Source organism: Enterobacter sp. 302C9, assembly GCF_034106085.1.
Classification (GTDB): Bacteria; Pseudomonadota; Gammaproteobacteria; order Enterobacterales; family Enterobacteriaceae; genus Enterobacter; species Enterobacter asburiae_B.
In genome coordinates, this window is the sequence record NZ_JAWNBW010000001.1 from 344,233 (window position 1) to 362,101 (window position 17,869).

At 53.1% G+C, this 17,869-nt stretch carries 21 protein-coding genes; 9 read left to right on the forward strand and 12 right to left on the reverse strand.

Features of this window, described 5'->3' with window-relative positions; translation table 11 throughout:
• Window positions 1–18 precede the first annotated feature (18 nt).
• From UR289_RS01635 to UR289_RS01645, 3 genes are read right to left on the reverse strand one after another with little or no spacing between them, the layout of a single operon-like run.
• Window positions 19–561 carry an acireductone dioxygenase gene (locus tag UR289_RS01635; protein WP_320709078.1) on the reverse strand — a complete coding sequence of 181 codons (543 nt, stop codon included), beginning with the start codon at window positions 559–561 and terminating at the stop codon, window positions 19–21.
• Window positions 558–1,247 (reverse strand): acireductone synthase, encoded by a 690-nt coding sequence (gene mtnC, locus UR289_RS01640; RefSeq protein WP_033144912.1) that lies wholly within the window; start codon window positions 1,245–1,247, stop codon window positions 558–560. The genes UR289_RS01635 and mtnC overlap by 4 nt, the downstream gene beginning before the upstream one ends.
• Window positions 1,244–1,858: a methylthioribulose 1-phosphate dehydratase gene (locus UR289_RS01645; protein WP_033144913.1), complete on the reverse strand. Its 615-nt coding sequence runs from the start codon at window positions 1,856–1,858 to the stop codon at window positions 1,244–1,246. Before UR289_RS01645 ends, mtnC begins: the two co-directional genes overlap by 4 nt.
• Before the next feature lie 122 nt (window positions 1,859–1,980).
• Here UR289_RS01645 and UR289_RS01650 point away from each other — a divergent pair, with 122 nt between their 5' ends.
• Window positions 1,981–3,141: a pyridoxal phosphate-dependent aminotransferase gene (locus tag UR289_RS01650; protein ID WP_033144914.1), complete on the forward strand. Its 1,161-nt coding sequence runs from the start codon at window positions 1,981–1,983 to the stop codon at window positions 3,139–3,141.
• Here the strand turns inward: UR289_RS01650 and UR289_RS01655 are convergent, their stop codons facing one another.
• The 3 genes from UR289_RS01655 to citR all read right to left on the reverse strand — a co-directional run bounded on the left by UR289_RS01655 (window position 3,142) and on the right by citR (window position 6,048).
• A complete protein-coding gene (locus UR289_RS01655) occupies window positions 3,142–3,768 on the reverse strand; it encodes an IbrB-like domain-containing protein (RefSeq protein WP_048975886.1) in 627 nt (208 codons plus the stop codon).
• The gene (locus tag UR289_RS01660) at window positions 3,753–4,976 is read right to left on the reverse strand and encodes a phosphoadenosine phosphosulfate reductase (RefSeq protein ID WP_182072415.1); all 1,224 of its coding nucleotides are present in this window, start codon (window positions 4,974–4,976) and stop codon (window positions 3,753–3,755) included. Before UR289_RS01660 ends, UR289_RS01655 begins: the two co-directional genes overlap by 16 nt.
• A 172-nt stretch (window positions 4,977–5,148) precedes the next feature.
• Window positions 5,149–6,048 (reverse strand): DNA-binding transcriptional repressor CitR, encoded by a 900-nt coding sequence (gene citR / locus UR289_RS01665; RefSeq protein ID WP_039261223.1) that lies wholly within the window; start codon window positions 6,046–6,048, stop codon window positions 5,149–5,151.
• 622 nt (window positions 6,049–6,670) lie between these two features.
• On the opposite strand from citR, the gene ahpC reads away from it, so the two are divergent.
• Together ahpC and ahpF are read left to right on the forward strand one after the other, a co-directional pair.
• Window positions 6,671–7,234 carry an alkyl hydroperoxide reductase subunit C gene (gene ahpC, locus UR289_RS01670; protein ID WP_008501015.1) on the forward strand — a complete coding sequence of 188 codons (564 nt, stop codon included), beginning with the start codon at window positions 6,671–6,673 and terminating at the stop codon, window positions 7,232–7,234.
• Between the two features lie 127 nt (window positions 7,235–7,361).
• The gene (gene ahpF, locus UR289_RS01675; RefSeq protein WP_058841803.1) at window positions 7,362–8,927 is read left to right on the forward strand and encodes an alkyl hydroperoxide reductase subunit F; all 1,566 of its coding nucleotides are present in this window, start codon (window positions 7,362–7,364) and stop codon (window positions 8,925–8,927) included.
• 60 nt (window positions 8,928–8,987) lie between these two features.
• Here ahpF and uspG read toward each other — a convergent pair whose 3' ends face one another.
• Window positions 8,988–9,416: a universal stress protein UspG gene (gene uspG / locus UR289_RS01680; RefSeq protein ID WP_023310731.1), complete on the reverse strand. Its 429-nt coding sequence runs from the start codon at window positions 9,414–9,416 to the stop codon at window positions 8,988–8,990.
• Window positions 9,417–9,596: 180 nt separating this feature from the next.
• Between uspG and UR289_RS01685 the strand changes: the two genes are divergently transcribed.
• Window positions 9,597–10,835, forward strand: a complete 1,239-nt coding sequence (locus tag UR289_RS01685) for a zinc-dependent alcohol dehydrogenase (RefSeq protein ID WP_032661072.1) — start codon at window positions 9,597–9,599, stop codon at window positions 10,833–10,835.
• 8 nt (window positions 10,836–10,843) lie between these two features.
• On the opposite strand, the gene yldA is transcribed toward UR289_RS01685, so the two are convergent.
• Together yldA and rnk are read right to left on the reverse strand one after the other, a co-directional pair.
• The gene (gene yldA, locus UR289_RS01690; RefSeq protein ID WP_272481390.1) at window positions 10,844–10,933 is read right to left on the reverse strand and encodes a small membrane protein YldA; all 90 of its coding nucleotides are present in this window, start codon (window positions 10,931–10,933) and stop codon (window positions 10,844–10,846) included.
• A gap of 139 nt (window positions 10,934–11,072) precedes the next feature.
• Window positions 11,073–11,483 carry a nucleoside diphosphate kinase regulator gene (rnk, locus tag UR289_RS01695; RefSeq protein ID WP_023310734.1) on the reverse strand — a complete coding sequence of 137 codons (411 nt, stop codon included), beginning with the start codon at window positions 11,481–11,483 and terminating at the stop codon, window positions 11,073–11,075.
• Between the two features lie 267 nt (window positions 11,484–11,750).
• Between rnk and UR289_RS01700 the strand changes: the two genes are divergently transcribed.
• Window positions 11,751–12,368, forward strand: a complete 618-nt coding sequence (locus UR289_RS01700; protein ID WP_023310735.1) for a flavin reductase family protein — start codon at window positions 11,751–11,753, stop codon at window positions 12,366–12,368.
• On the opposite strand, the gene rna is transcribed toward UR289_RS01700, so the two are convergent.
• Complete coding sequence (rna, locus tag UR289_RS01705; RefSeq protein ID WP_064673638.1) at window positions 12,362–13,171, reverse strand: ribonuclease I; 810 nt, start codon at window positions 13,169–13,171, stop codon at window positions 12,362–12,364. The two genes, UR289_RS01700 and rna, sit on opposite strands and share 7 nt — an antisense overlap.
• 94 nt (window positions 13,172–13,265) lie before the next feature.
• Entirely contained in the window at window positions 13,266–14,633 is a 1,368-nt protein-coding gene (gene dcuC / locus UR289_RS01710) for an anaerobic C4-dicarboxylate transporter DcuC (RefSeq protein WP_023310737.1), read from the reverse strand.
• A 392-nt stretch (window positions 14,634–15,025) separates the two neighbouring features.
• Between dcuC and pagP the strand changes: the two genes are divergently transcribed.
• Both pagP and cspE read left to right on the forward strand, forming a co-directional pair.
• Entirely contained in the window at window positions 15,026–15,643 is a 618-nt protein-coding gene (pagP, locus tag UR289_RS01715; RefSeq protein ID WP_045142917.1) for a lipid IV(A) palmitoyltransferase PagP, read from the forward strand.
• Window positions 15,644–15,833: 190 nt separating this feature from the next.
• Entirely contained in the window at window positions 15,834–16,043 is a 210-nt protein-coding gene (cspE, locus tag UR289_RS01720; protein WP_002439184.1) for a transcription antiterminator/RNA stability regulator CspE, read from the forward strand.
• 219 nt (window positions 16,044–16,262) lie between these two features.
• Here cspE and crcB read toward each other — a convergent pair whose 3' ends face one another.
• Window positions 16,263–16,646 carry a fluoride efflux transporter CrcB gene (gene crcB, locus UR289_RS01725; RefSeq protein ID WP_008501029.1) on the reverse strand — a complete coding sequence of 128 codons (384 nt, stop codon included), beginning with the start codon at window positions 16,644–16,646 and terminating at the stop codon, window positions 16,263–16,265.
• Between the two features lie 67 nt (window positions 16,647–16,713).
• Here crcB and UR289_RS01730 point away from each other — a divergent pair, with 67 nt between their 5' ends.
• Window positions 16,714–17,502, forward strand: coding sequence for a deaminated glutathione amidase (locus UR289_RS01730; RefSeq protein ID WP_048977191.1), 789 nt, complete (start codon window positions 16,714–16,716; stop codon window positions 17,500–17,502).
• 125 nt (window positions 17,503–17,627) lie between these two features.
• Window positions 17,628–17,831: a twin-arginine translocase subunit TatE gene (tatE, locus tag UR289_RS01735; protein WP_058841807.1), complete on the forward strand. Its 204-nt coding sequence runs from the start codon at window positions 17,628–17,630 to the stop codon at window positions 17,829–17,831.
• The last annotated feature ends 38 nt before the right edge of the window (window positions 17,832–17,869 follow it).

Below are 17,869 nucleotides of genomic sequence, written 5' to 3' on the forward strand. Positions count from 1 at the left end.
CTGCCGTTTTGCTTTTACCTATGCGAGGCGTGGATACGCATCCGCGATGGCATCGCCCGTAAACTGCGCCACCCAGCCTTCCGGGTTATCGAAAATACGAATCGCCGTAAAGTTCGGCTCGGAGCCCATATCAAACCAGTGCGGCGTGCCCGCGGGAACGGAAATCAGGTCGTTTTTTTCGCACAGCACCTGATATACCTCATCGCCAATGTGCAGGCAGAACAGCCCCGCGCCTTCCACGAAGAAGCGCACTTCGTCTTCGCCGTGGGTGTGTTCGTTCAGGAACTTCGCGCGCAGCGCCTCTTTCTGCGGGTTGTCGGCGCGCAGGCTGATCACGTCCCAGCTCTGATAGCCTTTCTCCGCCACCAGCTTGTCGATCGCATGCTGATACGCCTCGATCACGGCTTCGGGCGCGGGATCGTGTCCTAAATCGCGATCCGCCGCCCAGCGTTCAAACCGCACGCCTTTGGCATTGAGCTGCTGGGCGATCTCGGCGGTGTCGGTGCTGTGCCACTGGTGTTGACTGGCGTCTTTATCGGAATAAATGGTCAATGCGCTCATGAAGGGATCTGCTCCGGATTAATCTCGTCAAACTGGTGGACCTGATGGTGATGGCTTGCGCCGTCATCATCACCGCGAATCAGCTGCAGTGTGCGAAAACCTGCCTGTTCAGCCGCGTCCAGCTCCTGATGAATATCGGACAGGAACAGGATCTGCGACGGGGCGATGCCCGTTTGTGCCGCAATGTTCTGATAGGACTGCACCTCGCGCTTGGCGCCGATGTGGGTATCAAAATAGCCGCTGAACAGATGAGTAATATCACCTTCGTCGCTGTAGCCAAATAACAGTTTCTGCGCGGCGACGGAGCCAGAGGAATAAACATAGAGATCAATCCCTTGCGCTTTCCACTTTTCCAGCGCAGGCAGTACGTCCGGGTAGAGGTGGCCGGTAAAGTCGCCGTTCACGTAGCCGTCATGCCAGATGATCCCCTGCAGGGCTTTGAGCGCCGTGGATTTGCGGTCCTCATCCATAAAGGCAAAAAGGGCGTCGATAAGCTCGCTGACGCTGGCGTGCGGGTTACCGATTTCATCACGCAGGTTGTCCAGAATGGATTTGACCGGCTCGGCGTACTGCTGCGCGGTCACGAAGGCCGCCAGCCGCTCACGCGCGTAGGGGAACAAAACGTCATGGACAAAACGGATATCGCTGGTGGTCCCTTCAATATCCGTCACAATCGCGCGAATCATACTCTCTCCAGTTGTCGTAAACGCATTTCGCATTCAAATAAGAATTCTAGTCCTTCCAGATGACGGCGGGCCTCGGCCACGTCGCGTCCCCAGCAGGTTAAGCCATGACCGCGCAGAAGAAAACCATAATTAAGCGGGCGTTCCTGTGCGTAATGGGCGATTCGGGAGGCGAGGGCGTCAATATCCTGGTCGTTATCAAAGACCGGGATAGCCACCGTATCCAGATGCGTGGTCTGCCCGGTGAGGGATTTTTGCATCTCAAAGCCGCTGATGTTGAGCTCGGCTTCTTTGACCAGACGCGACAGCACCGTGGCGTTGACGGTATGAACGTGCAGGACGGCGTTGGCTTCCGGGAACAGGCGATAAATCAGCGTGTGAAGACCGGTTTCCGCCGACGGCCTGCGGCCAGACGGCGCGCGGTTGGTGGCGATTTCAACCTGTAGAAAATCCGCCGTTGTCAGGCTGCCTTTGTCTTTGCCGGATTCACTGAGCCAGCAGAGGCGCTCGTCCTGACGCACCGACATGTTGCCGCCGGTGGCGGGTGCCCAGCCTTTGGCGCCAATCCAGCGGCAGGCGTCAACAAGATGTGTGAGTTGCAGGTTGTCTGTCATTTCCTTTTACCCTCGCGGCCAGGAATATTCATATGGTTTAGACGTCTAAGCGTCTTGATTGCCAAAGACTAACATCGTGTTATAGTGGCAGCAACATAAGTATTACAAGCAGGCACGACACAATGAGCAATAACGCATTGATTCCTCAGAGTAAACTTCCCAATCTCGGTACTACCATCTTTACGCAGATGAGCGCTCTGGCGCAGCAGCACAACGCCATTAACCTTTCTCAGGGATTCCCGGATTTCGACGGCCCGACCTATCTGCAGGAGCGCCTGGCGTACCACGTGGCGCAGGGGGCGAATCAGTATGCGCCGATGACGGGCGTGCAGGCGCTGCGGGAAGCCATTGCGGATAAAACGGCGGAGCTGTACGGCCATAAGCCCGATGCGAACAGCGATATTACGGTGACGGCAGGGGCGACCGAAGCGCTCTATGCGGCCATCACCGCGCTGGTGCGTACGGGCGATGAAGTTATCTGCTTTGATCCGAGCTACGACAGCTATGCGCCTGCGGTTGAACTCTCCGGCGGCGTGGTGAAACGCGTGGCGCTCCAGCCGCCGCATTTTCGCCCTGACTGGCAGGCGTTTGCTGCGCTGCTGAGCGACAAAACCCGCCTGGTGATCCTGAATACCCCGCACAACCCGTCGGCGACGGTGTGGCAAAAGGCCGATTTCGCCGCGCTGTGGCAGGCGATTGCGGAACGTGAAATTTACGTGCTGAGCGATGAAGTCTACGAGCACATCTGCTTTGCAGAAGAAGGACACGCCAGCGTGCTGGCCCATCCGCAGCTTCGCGAGCGTGCTATCGCCGTCTCGTCATTCGGTAAGACTTACCATATGACCGGCTGGAAAGTGGGCTACTGCGTCGCACCGGCGGCTATTAGCGCCGAGCTGCGCAAGGTGCACCAGTACCTGACCTTTGCCGTGAACACGCCGGCTCAGCTGGCGCTGGCGGATATGCTGCGCGCCGAGCCGGAGCACTATCGCGAGCTGCCGCACTTCTATCGTGAACGTCGGGATCTGTTTGTGACGGCGCTCAGCAAAAGTCGTCTGGAAATTTTGCCCTCAGAAGGGACCTATTTCCTGCTCGCCGACTACAGCGCGATATCGGATCTGGACGACGTGAGTTTCTGCCAGTGGCTGACGAAAGAGGTGGGCGTAGCCGCCATTCCGCTGTCTGTATTCTGCGCCGATCCCTTCCCGCATAAGCTGATTCGTCTTTGCTTTGCGAAGCAGGAATCGACGCTGCTGGCGGCGGCAGAGCGTCTTAACACGCTCTGATTATTTCACCGTCCAGGCTTCTGAATAACGACGGTCTGCAAACAGCTCCAGCAGACCGTTGATTTGCTTGAGGCGCAAGACTTCATCGCTGTCCATTCCCAGCTCCTTGCTTATTCTCTCGTCATTCCAGCCAAGCTGCACCAGTTCGCGAACGATCTCCGACATAGCGTTAATCTGGTGTCGACCCCGCGCCCGGTTGTGACGAATAGTGGCAGCCATACGGTCATGTTTATCCTGTCGGTCCTGGCGCAGGAAGGTGACAGGAAGATAACCCTTGAGCTGGTGCTTCAGTGCCGCCCGATTTTTACCGATTTCATGGCGATGAAAACCATCCACAATTTCGTAATGTTGCGGTTCACTTTCTGTCACAACGATAGGTTGGGTGAATCCATCGAGTTCCAGCGACTTACTGAGCAGCCGTTTTTCTGGCGGGGCAACGTTATTGGGGTTGTAGTCGTTAGCGGTAATAGCGTCCTGTCTGATCCAGAGGACGCAGTCTATCGGTTGCGCACGAAACGGACTGTGTTTATGGATCGCTTCACGAAAAGCATTTATGGCGTTAATGCGTTCCTCTTCGGGAAGTGACTGAAGGTACGTTTCCATCTCGTTGATTAGTTTTTGTCGCATAATATGCCCCACTCCTTGCGTTTCGCCTTCACTCTGTCGCTGTAGCGCTGATAATGTTTGGGTTTATTTGGGCTGAATGATAGCGCCCTGCACCAGTAGTCGTTATTCAGGAGAACCTTACAAATACGGCGCCATGAGGGAACATCTTTGGCACCGATATCACCGTCCTGCGTATCGGGAATCTCCTCTGTGCCTCTCTTCTGATACCAGTGCAGATAAATGGCGATTTTATTGCGGTAATGCTCAGCCGTATTTTGCGGCATGCTGTCGAGGAGCAGCATGGCATATTCGCGCCAGCACAGGTGTTCGGGTTTCAGAATTTTTCGGTGACCATAAAAATGGTTATCGTGTCCGGCGTACATCCCCCCGCTGCGCGCACCGCTCACGCGCTCACACATGGCCGCCCAGCGATCGGGCTCAACAACGTGGTAGAGCCATAATCCCTGGCGCTGTTCCGGACCAAAGGGTTCACAAATCCGCATGTAGCGTAGCGGCACGCCGGCCTGAAACATCAGGTCATAGAGTGGGTTATAGCAACACCCTGATTTGGCGAACCAGGTCCATATATCGGCGGTTTTCCAGTCGTAGAGAGGGTAGATATACCAGGCATGTCCTCCCGGTGCGACGGTTGTCCAGGGTTTATCGTCGGCAAATCGCTGTTTACGCGCCGACGCGACAGCCAGAAAACGGTTGTATGACTCATCGGCGCGGATGCCAATCAGTACCGCCGCCGGGCGATTGCGAGAGAACCAGTCGGAGAAACCGCGGACAAAGGTTTCAAACGTCATGCCTGGCTGGTAGAAGGGAAAAAAAGCGGGATCGGTTATCGCATCGTCAGGAGGCTGGCGGACCCATTGTGTGCCGGGTTCCCAGCATTGCCATTCCGGCTGGAATTGCGACAGTGAATTTTGCGTTGTCAGGGGGAGCGCGACCCACCAGAAATGGTCGATGACATCGCTGTACAACTCGCGCATATGTTCCACATGGATAATGGTATGGGAAAACTGCGCTTCCCAGTCGATAAAGAGCACATCTATTTTGATGTTCATCAGTCGCGCCTGCTGGGCAACCAGATGCAGCATGACGGTGGAGTCTTTACCTCCTGAAAAAGAAACACAGATTCTGGGTAAGTTTTCGAGCGTCCATTTTATTCGCTCCCGAGCAGCGGTAAGAACATCCTGGTTTAAAGGGTATTTATAAATTGACATGCTTATTCTCATCCTGAGGAATAAATACCTGACTGTAGCGTCAATACTAATAAGAGGATTATATCAGTCAATAATTAATTGGATATGTAACGGTTATGCCGCGTAATTCTATAACGGTGGTGTATGTTTTAACGGTGTGGTTCCCATTTTGTGCGAGAACCACAGCAATATCTCACGGTAAGGATATTTCTTCAATAAAACTCGCGAATGCCGAGCTATTGAGCGCGGAACGATTGTACATCATGTAAATATCAATGCTGGGGAATTGAATGTCAGTTTCCACTTTTCGCAGGTTGAGGGCTGGCCCATATTGTTCGAAGGCCGGTGCGGGCACTAATCCTATGAGGTCGGACGAACCAATCACCGACAGAAGGGATATAAAAGAGTCGCTGCGATAGACGATATTTCTTTCGGTTAACAGGTTTTCGGCCTTTTCCTGATAGTCTTTGAAGCTGTTTTCATCGTTCAGGTAGGCGGTGAAGTTTTCATTCAGAATCTCTTCACGCGTGGGATTTTCACTGAGACGGGGATGGCCCTCCCGACAAACGAGGACGAAAGGAAGTTTATGGTAGAGGCTACAGGCGACAGAATGATTGTTAGAAGAAGAAAACGAAAATATCAGGTCGGCTCTTCTGTAGGCTAAGAGATCTTCCGCTGAATCAGATGATAGAAAAACATCATGTAATTCAATTGAATAGTTATGGTTTTCCATCAGCAGCTTTATAGGATCAAGCGTTGCTTTCGTACTCATAAAATGCGGGCAATAAATGACAAAGTTCTTCTTCAACCCGCTGCTGTGCATGATATTGATAGTCTGCTCCAGCTGGTTCAGGTTCTGTTCCAGATGATGATGCAGATTGACGCCGACGGTCGTGGGCGTGATCCCTTTACCGGAACGGATAAACAGAGGATCGTTGAGTTGTCCTCTCAGACGCTGCAGTGACTGGCTCACGGCTGAGGGTGTGATATACAGCGTCTCGGCGGCTTTACTGATACTAAGGTGCTGATAAATGCACTCGAAAATGACTAACAGATTAAGATCGAATTTTTTAAGGTCATACAGGTTTGCCATGTTTCGTCCTGAGGGTACTGCGTTTGCTGTGGTTATCATATAACTGATAACAATAGTTTAAGGCTAACCATTTATAACTCTTTCGGTTAGCTCTCTTAGTTTTAAATTAAATCATCTTAATATATCACGGTGGCAGATTATTGAAATAGCGCTTCAAAAGCGATTGAGATAATTTTATCTTAGGAAAGGGAATAATCATTTTAAATGACAACTGTCATTTATATATTGCGATAGTTTTATAATAAAAATAAATTTATAACGCACCGGAATGATGTTCGACACAACCTATCACAGCCATAGGCAGGAATGTATCTTTTATGGATTGCTCAATCCCTGCGCGGGTGATGTAATCAAACGGCTGTTACCGCCTTGATATAAAGGGTTGTAGAGCGCAACGCAACGCCAGTTTCGGCTGGCACTGAATGTACCTGCGGGGAATTCAGGTATCAGGGCCGCCCGTTGAGGCGGCCTTTTTACTTTCAGGCTTTCCTGTAAAAGGTTCACCTTGTTGTCTTGTCGACGTTGTAAGGTTTGGCTGATTGATTTGATAAAGCATACGCATTAGCCCCGATGAATAAAGTTGGTTACCTTACACCTCAACGAAAACACGGAGGAAGTACAGATGTCTTTGATTAACACCAAAATTAAACCTTTCAAAAACCAGGCGTTCAAAAACGGTGAGTTCATCGAAGTTACCGAGAAAGATACCGAAGGCCGCTGGAGCGTCTTCTTCTTCTATCCGGCTGACTTTACCTTCGTTTGCCCGACTGAACTGGGTGACGTTGCAGACCATTACGATGAACTGCAGAAGCTGGGCGTAGACGTTTACTCCGTCTCTACCGATACCCACTTCACCCACAAAGCATGGCACAGCAGCTCCGAAACCATCGCGAAAATCAAATACGCGATGATCGGCGACCCGACTGGCGCCCTGACCCGTAACTTCGACAACATGCGTGAAGATGAAGGCCTGGCTGACCGCGCCACCTTCGTTGTTGACCCGCAGGGCATTATCCAGGCTATCGAAGTTACCGCTGAAGGTATCGGCCGTGATGCTTCTGACCTGCTGCGTAAAGTGAAAGCCGCTCAGTACGTGGCTTCTCACCCAGGCGAAGTATGCCCGGCGAAATGGAAAGAAGGCGAAGCGACGCTGGCTCCATCCTTAGATCTGGTTGGTAAAATCTAAGTTTTGCCCATTCGGTAATTAATGGGCGCACCCGCGCCCATTTCATTCCAGCACCATGATGCAAGTTGCATTCAGGCCGCCCGTATAAGGCAGCTTGCATGATGACGTCTTAAGAGAGGGAAGAACAATGCTCGACACTAACATGAAAACCCAGCTCAAGGCCTACCTTGAGAAACTGACCAAACCCGTTGAGCTGATTGCCACGCTGGACGACAGCGCCAAATCGGCAGAGATCAAGGAACTGCTGGCGGAGATCGCCGAGCTGTCGCCGAAAGTGACCTTCAAAGAAGACAACGCGCTGCCGGTCCGTAAGCCCTCTTTCCTGATTACCAACCCAGGATCCGACCAGGGACCGCGCTTTGCCGGCTCGCCGCTGGGTCACGAATTTACCTCACTGGTGCTGGCGCTGCTGTGGACCGGTGGTCATCCGTCAAAAGAAGCGCAGGCGCTGCTGGAGCAGATCCGCGATATCGACGGTGATTTCGAATTTGAAACCTATTACTCGCTCTCCTGCCACAACTGCCCGGACGTGGTGCAGGCGCTGAACCTGATGTCGGTTCTGAACCCGCGCATCAAGCACACGGCGATTGACGGCGGTACCTTCCAGAATGAAATCACCGATCGCAACGTGATGGGCGTTCCGGCGGTCTACATGAACGGCAAAGAGTTCGGCCAGGGCCGTATGACGCTGACCGAAATCGTAGCCAAAGTGGATACCGGTGCTGAAAAACGTGCGGCGGAAGAGCTGAACAAACGCGATGCTTACGACGTGCTTATCGTCGGTTCCGGCCCTGCGGGCGCGGCGGCAGCGGTGTACTCCGCGCGTAAAGGTATTCGTACCGGCCTGATGGGTGAACGCTTTGGCGGCCAGGTGCTCGATACCGTGGACATCGAAAACTACATTTCCGTGCCGAAGACCGAAGGCCAGAAGCTTGCGGGGGCGCTGAAGGCGCACGTCAGCGACTACGACGTGGACGTGATTGACAGCCAGAGCGCCAGCAAGCTGGTTCCGGCAGCGGTCGAGGGTGGTTTACACCAGATTGAAACCGCATCCGGCGCGGTGCTGAAAGCGCGCAGCATTATCATTGCCACCGGCGCGAAATGGCGCAACATGAACGTTCCGGGCGAAGATCAGTACCGTACCAAAGGCGTGACCTACTGTCCGCACTGCGACGGCCCGCTGTTTAAAGGTAAACGCGTGGCGGTGATCGGCGGCGGTAACTCCGGCGTGGAAGCGGCTATCGACCTGGCGGGGATTGTTGAGCACGTTACCCTTCTGGAGTTCGCTCCAGAGATGAAGGCCGACCAGGTTCTGCAGGATAAAGTTCGCAGCCTGAAAAACGTCGACATCGTACTGAACGCGCAGACCACGGAAGTGAAGGGCGACGGCAGCAAAGTGACCGGCCTGGAATACCGCGACCGCGTGAGCGGCGACGTGCACAGCGTTCAGCTGTCAGGGATCTTCGTGCAGATTGGTCTGCTGCCAAATACCACCTGGCTGGAAGGCGCGATTGAGCGCAACCGCATGGGCGAAATCATCATCGATGCGAAATGTGAAACCAGCGTGAAAGGCGTGTTTGCGGCGGGCGACTGCACCACCGTGCCGTACAAACAGATCATTATCGCCACGGGCGAAGGGGCGAAGGCGTCTCTGAGTTCCTTTGACTACCTGATTCGCACCAAAACCGCATAACAGAAGAAAGTAAGGCTACACCTGCAATAGCGAGAGGCCACCGAAAGGTGGCCTCTTTTTTTATCTTACGACCATCACCGGTATATGGGTGTGGCGGATCACGCTGGAGGCGTTAGAGCCCAGCAGATGCGTGGTAATGGAAGGGTTGCGCGAACCGATGACCACCACGTCTGCTTTCAGCTCGTTCGCCAGTTCGTTTACCGCATCGCGAACGCTGCCGAATCTGACGTGCGTTTTGATGCGCGAAGGGTCGATGCTGAAGTGGCTGACCATGGTTTGCAGGCGAGTTTCCGCTTCATGCTGCAAATGCTCCTCGAAGCGACGCACGTCGGCGGCAAAGCGGTGCAGGCTCAGGCTGGCGGAGCCCGGCAGTACGTGTAAAAGATGGATAACACCGTCCTGCTGCGCCAGGAACTCCGCATGGCGTACGGCCTTGTCGCTCAGCTCCATCTCAAAAACATCAACCGGCATAATGATTCTCTGATACATACCCGTTTCTCCTTGTTTATAAACGCTGAACTCATTCAACCATAAAATAAAAATGGTTTCTGTAAGCGCCCCGTCAGTTTTCTTAAGTTGCCAGGATAAATCTCAAAAGGCCCGTATTCCGGGGCAGACCTTCAGGGGTAGCTACCCTTATACACTTACCTGGAACCTTTCGGAGGTCGCATGAAAGCACTTACGTATCACGGTCCGCACCATGTACGCGTCGAGAATGTCCCCGATCCCATTATCGAACAGCCCGACGATATCATTCTGCGCGTCACGGCCACGGCTATCTGCGGCTCCGATTTGCATCTCTATCGCGGAAAGATCCCGAAGGTGCAGCACGGCGACATTTTTGGCCATGAGTTTATGGGGGAAATCGTCGAGTGCGGCGCAGAGGTGAAAAATTTGCAAAAAGGCGATCGCGTGGTGATCCCCTTTGTCATTGCCTGCGGAGACTGTTTCTTCTGCCGTCTGCAGCAATACGCGGCCTGTGAGAATACCAATGCCGGGCAGGGCGCCGCGCTGAACAAAAAGCAAATCCCCGCGCCGGCCGCGCTGTTTGGCTACAGCCATCTCTACGGCGGCGTGCCGGGGGGACAGGCGGAATATGTCCGCGTGCCAAAAGGCAACGTCGGGCCGTTTAAGGTCCCGCAACTCCTCTCCGATGATAAGGCGCTGTTCCTTTCCGATATTTTGCCCACGGCCTGGCAGGCGGCAAAAAATGCGCAGATTGAAAAAGGCTCAAGCGTTGCGGTTTTCGGCGCCGGGCCGGTGGGGCTCCTGACCATTGCCTGCGCGCGGCTGTTAGGGGCCGAGCAGATCTTTGTTATCGATCACCACCCGTACCGTTTGCGATTTGCCGAGGCGCGTTACGGCGCAATCCCCATCAACTTTGATGACGATAACGACGCAGCGGAAAAAATCATCGAGCAGACCGCTGGCCAGCGCGGCGTTGACGCCGTGATTGATGCGGTAGGGTTCGAAGCGAAAGGCAGCACCACGGAAACGATCCTCAGCAATCTTAAAATTGAAGGCAGCAGCGGCAAAGCGCTGCGGCAGTGCATTGCTGCCGTTCGACGCGGTGGCGTAGTTAGCGTACCCGGCGTGTACGCTGGGTTTATTCATGGTTTCCTGTTTGGCGATGCCTTTGATAAGGGGCTGACGTTCAAGATGGGCCAGACCCACGTCCATGCCTGGCTGGGTGAGCTGCTGCCGCTGATCGAAAAAGGGCTGCTTACTCCGGAAGAGATCGTGACCCATTATCTCCCCCTTGCCGATGCGGAACGCGCCTATAAGGTATTCGAAAAACGGGAGGAGGAGTGCCGGAAGGTGATTCTGGTCCCTGGCGCAGAAACGCCCGAGGCCGCAGAGCAAAAAGTTAAGGGCCTGGTGAACGCTTTCCCGGGTGGGGTTGCATAAGTGCTCGCCTAGCTGTGGCGTTCAAGATAAAGCACGGCCATGACGATAATCGCCGCAATAATCAGAAAAATAAGTGTGATAACCAGTATCTCACTCATGACCGTCCCCACGGCACCAAAACAGATTAAGCGTGGATTAAGGGCTTTTTGCGCGATATAAGAAAATGGGGTGAATTTACGGAAAGAGGATGCGGCTGCATCCTCTGTGCAAAGCGGGTGGGCGCTTGTTCAGAAGTGGTTAACGCAGGTAATCGCCCGCGGCTTCTGGCTGGTAGAGCAACGCCAGCACTTCAAGATGGGCAGAGGCGCCGCCCGGCAATTCCCAGTGGATGGTATCGCCCGTGCGCAGGCCCAGCAGTGCCGCACCCACAGGCGCAAGAACAGAAAGCTGTGCGCTGCTGTCGGTCATCTGAGCCGGGTAAACCAGCGTGCGGGTCAGCTCTTCACCGGTGGTCAGGTTGCGGAATTTTACCTGGCTGTTCATGGTGACCACGTCATGCGGCATCGTCTCAGGCGTGCACATCTGCGCCCGGTCGAGCTCCTCATTCAGGGCGTCGGCCACGGGAAGTGAGGCAAACTCCGCTTTTTCCAGCAGCCTGTCGATACGTTCTGCGTCGAGCTCGTTGATGATAATTGTAGGTCTGGACATTTTTACTCCATGTCGTTAATGCTGCGCGTAACGCAGAAACCAATCCAAAAGAAAACCCTCGCCGTCTGGCAGCGAGGGTTTAACTCTCCCGATGATACTGGCTGAGCGCGCAAGTTTGAAGTGATGAAGGTCACATTCATGGTCCATATGAATTTTCGCTGAAATTTATTCAGTCTTCATTCCGGGCGGAATACGTTACGCTGAGTGTCCTGAACCCGGGCGTTGCGCGAAGCGCAATTCGCGTCCGCCCACCAACGAGAGAGAACTATGTACTTCTACCAACCGTCTCAGGGGCACGGCCTGCCGCACGATCCGCTGAACGCCATTATTGGTCCACGTCCGATCGGCTGGATCTCCTCATGCGACAAGGCCGGTCAGCTCAACCTCGCACCGTATAGCTTCTTTAACTGCTTTAACTATCGCCCGCCGATCATCGGCTTTTCCAGCAACGGCTGGAAGGACAGCGTGCGTAATATTACCGAAACAAAGGAATTTGTCTGGAACCTTGCGACGCGCGATCTCGCGCAGGCGATGAACCAAACCTCTGCGATGCTTCCGCACGATCGGGATGAATTCAGCTTTGCCGGGCTAACACCAGCGGCGAGCCAGCTGGTTAACGCGCCCCGCGTCGCAGAAAGCCCGGTGAACTTTGAGTGCCGCCTGTCGCAGTGCATTCAGCTTACCGGTGCCGACGGCACACCGGTCGATACCTGGCTGGTGCTGGGGGAGGTGGTCGGTATCCATATTGCCGAAACGCTGCTGGAAGAGGGGATTTACCAGACGGCGAAAGCGCAGCCCATCCTGCGTGCGGGTGGGCCGACGGCGTATTATGGCATCAGTGACGAAAACCGGTTTGATATGGTGCGCCCGGGCGCGGATCAGTAGCCGGCTTTATCAATCACGAACTGTTTTCCGCAGTTACCCGGATGTGGCTGCGGGGCCAATGACGCCGCAGAAAGCGGGTTGTTAATGGTGTCCGCCTTCAGCGAAACCTGCATCTCGGTCAGATACGCCGGATTGCCGTTGCAGGTCAGCTTGATCGCTTTGATGTTTTCTTTTCCCCAGCTTTTGGCAACGGCACCGTCAAAGTCGCTGCGATTGACGGTTTTCCCGTAATTATCGGCGAGGAATTTACCGACCGCGCTGTTTTTAACTTCCTGATTCATCCGCACCATCGTGCCGAAATAGGCATCTGGATCGAAACCAAAGCAGACGCCATGTTTGGCATATTCATAACGTTCCAGGCAGGAATTACCGCCCGCGCCCGGCATCACGTCGTTGAGCTTTGCGGCTGCGGAAAGCGACAGTCCGGTTTCGGCGGCATCGCATTTGCGGCTAGCCTTTACTTCCGGCATGTTCGGAATGGGGCGCGTGGCGCAGCCAAAACGCATCCACCGACGTTCATCCACGCCGCGAGCGGCAATGGATTTTGGCAGGCCAGGCCATAGCCCGTGGACGGTCAGAAAATCGGCTTTATTATCGCGCTCTTTTTGCAGGCGACATTCGTCAGGTTCGTTGCGGTTGCGTTCGACCATGCTCTGGCAAAACCCGGTTTGCCAGGACAGAGCCAGCACATAGCGATCGAAATCGCCATACTGTGTTGCCTTCAGCGGTTCCGCCTGTGCGGAGAAGAGACAGAGAGCAAGCGCGATTGCGCCAGACGGGATGACGATATCCTTCCTGAACATATGATTTCCTGATCGAATGAGCGCGATTAATTTCTGGAAGTTATTAAAGCACAAAAAGCGCCTACAGGCGCTTTTTGGATATCCCTAATTTAGCTTAGGCTGCGCCGGGTACCAGCACTTCCGTGGCGATAATCACGATAATCAGACCAACTATAACGGGCACTGAGGTGCGTTTGACGACTTCGAATGGCGAGATTTTCGCCATCCCGGCAACGGCGACGACCACACCCGACACCGGCGAAATGGTACGGCCCAGGTTTGACGCCTGCAGCATGGGAATGGAAAGGTAGGCCGGGTTAATACCGGAGGAGTGAGCCAGTTTCGGGATCATCTCAACGAAAGCGTAGAAAGGCGCATTACCGGAACCGGTGGTCATCGCCGCCAGCATGGTGAGCACCACCAGAACCAGCATCAGGATAATACTGGCGGAGCCGAACGAGGTGGCGATAGAAATCAGGCTCTGGATAAAGCCGATCGTGCTCAGACCCTGGGCAAAAACGCCCGCTGCAACCAGCAGGATCACCACGCCAGCGAAGGCATCCGCCATACCGCGATACGCAACTTCCAGACCCGAGAAGACTTTTTGCGTGTTAAAACCGCGCACAAACTCCAGCACGGCGGCCAGCAGCATACAGATGACCAGAATGGTGATGATGTGCAGCTGTGGACCCCATTTTCCGTCAAAAATCAGCACTCCGACGATCGGGGTGAACGGCAGAATGGCATAGAACGCGGGAGCGGTCGTGGTGATTTCACTCACGTCCATCATTTCATGGCTGATGTTTTCTTTCTTATCGAGATAGCGCTGCCAGAAGAAATGCGCGATCCCCATGCCCACGATGGCAACAATTGAGATCGGTAACGTGGTTTTAAAGGCGAAGTCGATGAGTGACATCTCCGCCGCCTTTGCCGCCAGCACAACGTCGCCGGAGGTCGGGGAGAGAATAATCGCTGCCGGAGACGCGCAAATTGCCGCGGCCGCGCCACGGCTGATACCGACGTTCACCATGACCGGGAACAGCGTCGCCATGAGCAGTACGCCAAGCCCGGTAGCCGACGAAACGGCCAGTGACATGAGGCAGGCGAGGAAATAGGCTGCGACCATTAGCAGATACGGCGAGTTGATGTATTGCAGGGGTTTAGAGGCAAGCTTAACGACCATGTCGTTGGCGCCGATATGGGTCATATAGGCTGCAAAACCGCACAGCATCATGATCATCATACCCAGATCGCCGCCGCGGCTCATGAGCAATATTTTAATGTATTCAACAATATCTGTAGCCGTGTAACCGGTGCTGGTCGCGCTGGCAGGTAACACCTGGTGCCCCATTATTGCGCTGATAATCAGCAGCGTTAGACCGCCGACAAATAATACGCCCGTGGCCGAGTAGCCTTTAATGATGTAGCGTGCGACGCCGACAATGACGACGACTCCAATAAGGAGTTCGAATAACGTAAGCATGATTTCCCCTGTATCTCTGCTGCAATGGAGCACAAAAAATCAAAAAAAAGAAGGATGAAAATGTGCCGAATAATTGGCCTGTTCTTGCTGATTAAAATCAATAAACAGACGACTAAAGAACAGAACAACCGTCTTTTTGCCATGGCCCATACATTTATGTCATGAGGGCCTTGACCGTCAGAAATAGCGCAATATGTCCTAATAATGATAACAAATTGTTAATGTTTTGTGTGGTTTTACATGTCACTGATTCAGAACATTAAATGGGTAAAGTCACACCCCTTGTGGGTTTATTTTGAACGCATTGCCGCCTTTCCTTAAGAATATTCCCGAAAAGAAGCTGAATAATTAGGAATAACGCCGATGTCGTTAAGCTTTGATTCAACTACTTTATGGTAAACTTTGCCTCGAATACTAAGAATGGTAATTGCATTGTGATTGTACGTAATACATTTTTCTCTATTTTGTTGTTTATTTTTGGGCAGTTAACGTTTTGTTCTGTTGCACAGGCAGAAGGCAACGCGACGGATAAAGGCTGGTTCTCAACCTTTACGGATAATGTTTCCCAGACATGGACGGCACCTGAACATTATGATCTCTATGTCCCGGCAATAACGTGGCATGCGCGTTTTGCTTATGACAAAGAGAAAACCGATAAATACAACGAGCGTCCGTGGGGCGCGGGTTTTGGCCAGTCGCGCTGGGATGAAAAGGGAAACTGGCATGGCATCTATTTGATGGCCTTCAAAGACTCGTTTAATAAATGGGAGCCGATTGGGGGGTATGGTTGGGAAAAAACCTGGCGCCCGCTAGCGGACGAGAACTTCCACGTCGGTTTGGGCTATACCGCCGGGGTTACTGCACGTGACAACTGGAAATACATTCCAATCCCGGTGCTGCTGCCTTTGGCCTCTATCGGCTATGGCCCCGCAACGTTCCAGATGACCTACATTCCGGGTACGTACAACAACGGTAACGTTTACTTCGCCTGGATGCGTTTTCAGTTTTAACTGACAAAACGTTACATGCTGGTGATAAAACGCGCAGTTGTTGATTCATAAGCGATAAAAATCTGTCAGTGAAAATTAACGCGACTTTAGTCACTTTTTATCAAAGATCCGCTGGACAAAAGGTCCCACAATTGATGTACTGATAACCGACACAGCATTTGTGTCGTTTTTTAATGTAAAGGTAATTTTGATGTCTAAGATTAAAGGTAACGTTAAGTGGTTTAATGAGTCCAAAGGATTCGGTTTCATTACTCCTGAAGATGGCAGCAAAGACGTGTTCGTACACTTCTCTGCAATCCAGTCTAATGGTTTCAAAACTCTGGCTGAAGGTCAGCGTGTAGAGTTCGAAATCACTAACGGTGCCAAAGGCCCTTCTGCTGCTAACGTAATCGCTCTGTAATTCAGACGCGTCAGCAAGAATTTCAAAACCCGCTCACTGAGCGGGTTTTTTTCGTTTTGAATCAGCCAAGCAGATACATTTTCAGGAAGCTGGCAACGATCAGCACGCTCAACAACACCATTCCTGCGCTCATCAGACTCTGTTTCATTCTGTCACCCTCGTTCAGTATTACATTCAGAGTGACAGAGAAAAATTAAGCCAACATTAACGGTTCGGCTGTTAATGCGCGCTTGCGGAAGAAAATAGCCAAAATGCGATCCCCGTCATCGCAAAGGAGCCGAGCATATTGATCGCCATATTCATCAGCGCCCAGCCGATACGGCCTTCCTGAAAGAGAAAAACCGTCTCCGCAGAAAAGGTTGAGAAGGTGGTCAAACCGCCGCAGAATCCGGTGGTAATCAAAACCTTCCACATTGGGTCGATGTGCGTCATTCGGTTAAACCAGGCCAGCCCCATACCAATGATAAAGGCACCAATCAGGTTTGCGGCAAGTGTTCCCATAGGAATCGCCTGATGCAGGGGGTTAAACCGCATACTTAGAAACCATCGCGCAACGCTACCCGTTCCCCCACCAATAAAAACGGCTAAAAGTAGTTGTAACACGCTAAATACCTGCTATTTGATGTGTAAGAGTAGCGAGTTTAACGCCGTTTATGATGAGGGGACAAATATGTATGTAGCGGTAGGGCAGTTTGCCGTCACGCCTGACTGGCATGAGAATGCGAGAACATGCGTCAACCTGATGATGCAGGCCCGGCAGAAAGGCGCGTCGCTGTTGGTTCTCCCTGAGGCGCTGCTGGCCAGAGATGATAACGACCCGGATTTATCCGTGAAGTCCGCGCAGCCGCTGGATGGCGAATTCTTACAGCAATTACTCGGCCAAAGCGCAGGCAATACGATGACGACGATCTTAACGATCCATGTTCCTTCCACGCCGGGTCGCGCGGTGAATACACTCGTGGCGATTCGTGACGGGGCCATCGTGGCACATTACGCCAAGCTTCACCTCTATGATGCGTTCAGCATCCAGGAGTCGCGACGCGTTGACCCCGGAGACAATATCCCTCCGCTGCTGGAGATTGACGGATTTAAGATCGGACTGATGACCTGCTATGACCTGCGTTTTCCCGAGCTGGCGCTCCATCTGGCGCTGCAGGGGGCTGACGTGCTGGTACTGCCTGCCGCGTGGGTCAAAGGGCCGTTAAAAGAGCATCACTGGGCAACGCTGCTTGCGGCACGCGCGCTGGATACAACCTGCTATGTCGTTGCCGCAGGGGAATGTGGCACGAAAAATATCGGGCAAAGCAGGGTGGTTGATCCGCTGGGGGTGACGATCGCCGCCGCCGCTGAAGCCCCGCATGTGCTGGTGGCGGAGATAAACTTAGAGAGAATTGCGCTTGCGCGTCAGCAATTACCCGTTCTTCGCAATCGTCGGTTTGCGCCACCGCAATTATTGTGATGTTTTTTTCAACAATGCTTGATTCACCTTGTTACAGATTGCTATTGTGTGCACGCGCAAAATGACCGTTAATACAGTCAGGTTTTGGCGCTGAATGCAGCCTGTTTTAAGTAAAGAAGGTATCTATGGGTGAGATTAGTATTACCAAACTGCTGGTGGTTGCCGCACTGGTCGTCCTGCTGTTTGGTACCAAGAAGTTACGCACGCTGGGTGGTGACCTGGGGGCTGCCATCAAAGGCTTTAAGAAAGCGATGAACGATGATGATGCAGCGGCGAAGAAAAGCGCCGAGGATAACGTCCCGGCAGACAAGCTTTCTCACAAAGAGTGACAGCAACGCCTGAGGGCTTGCGAAAAAAAACCGGCTCA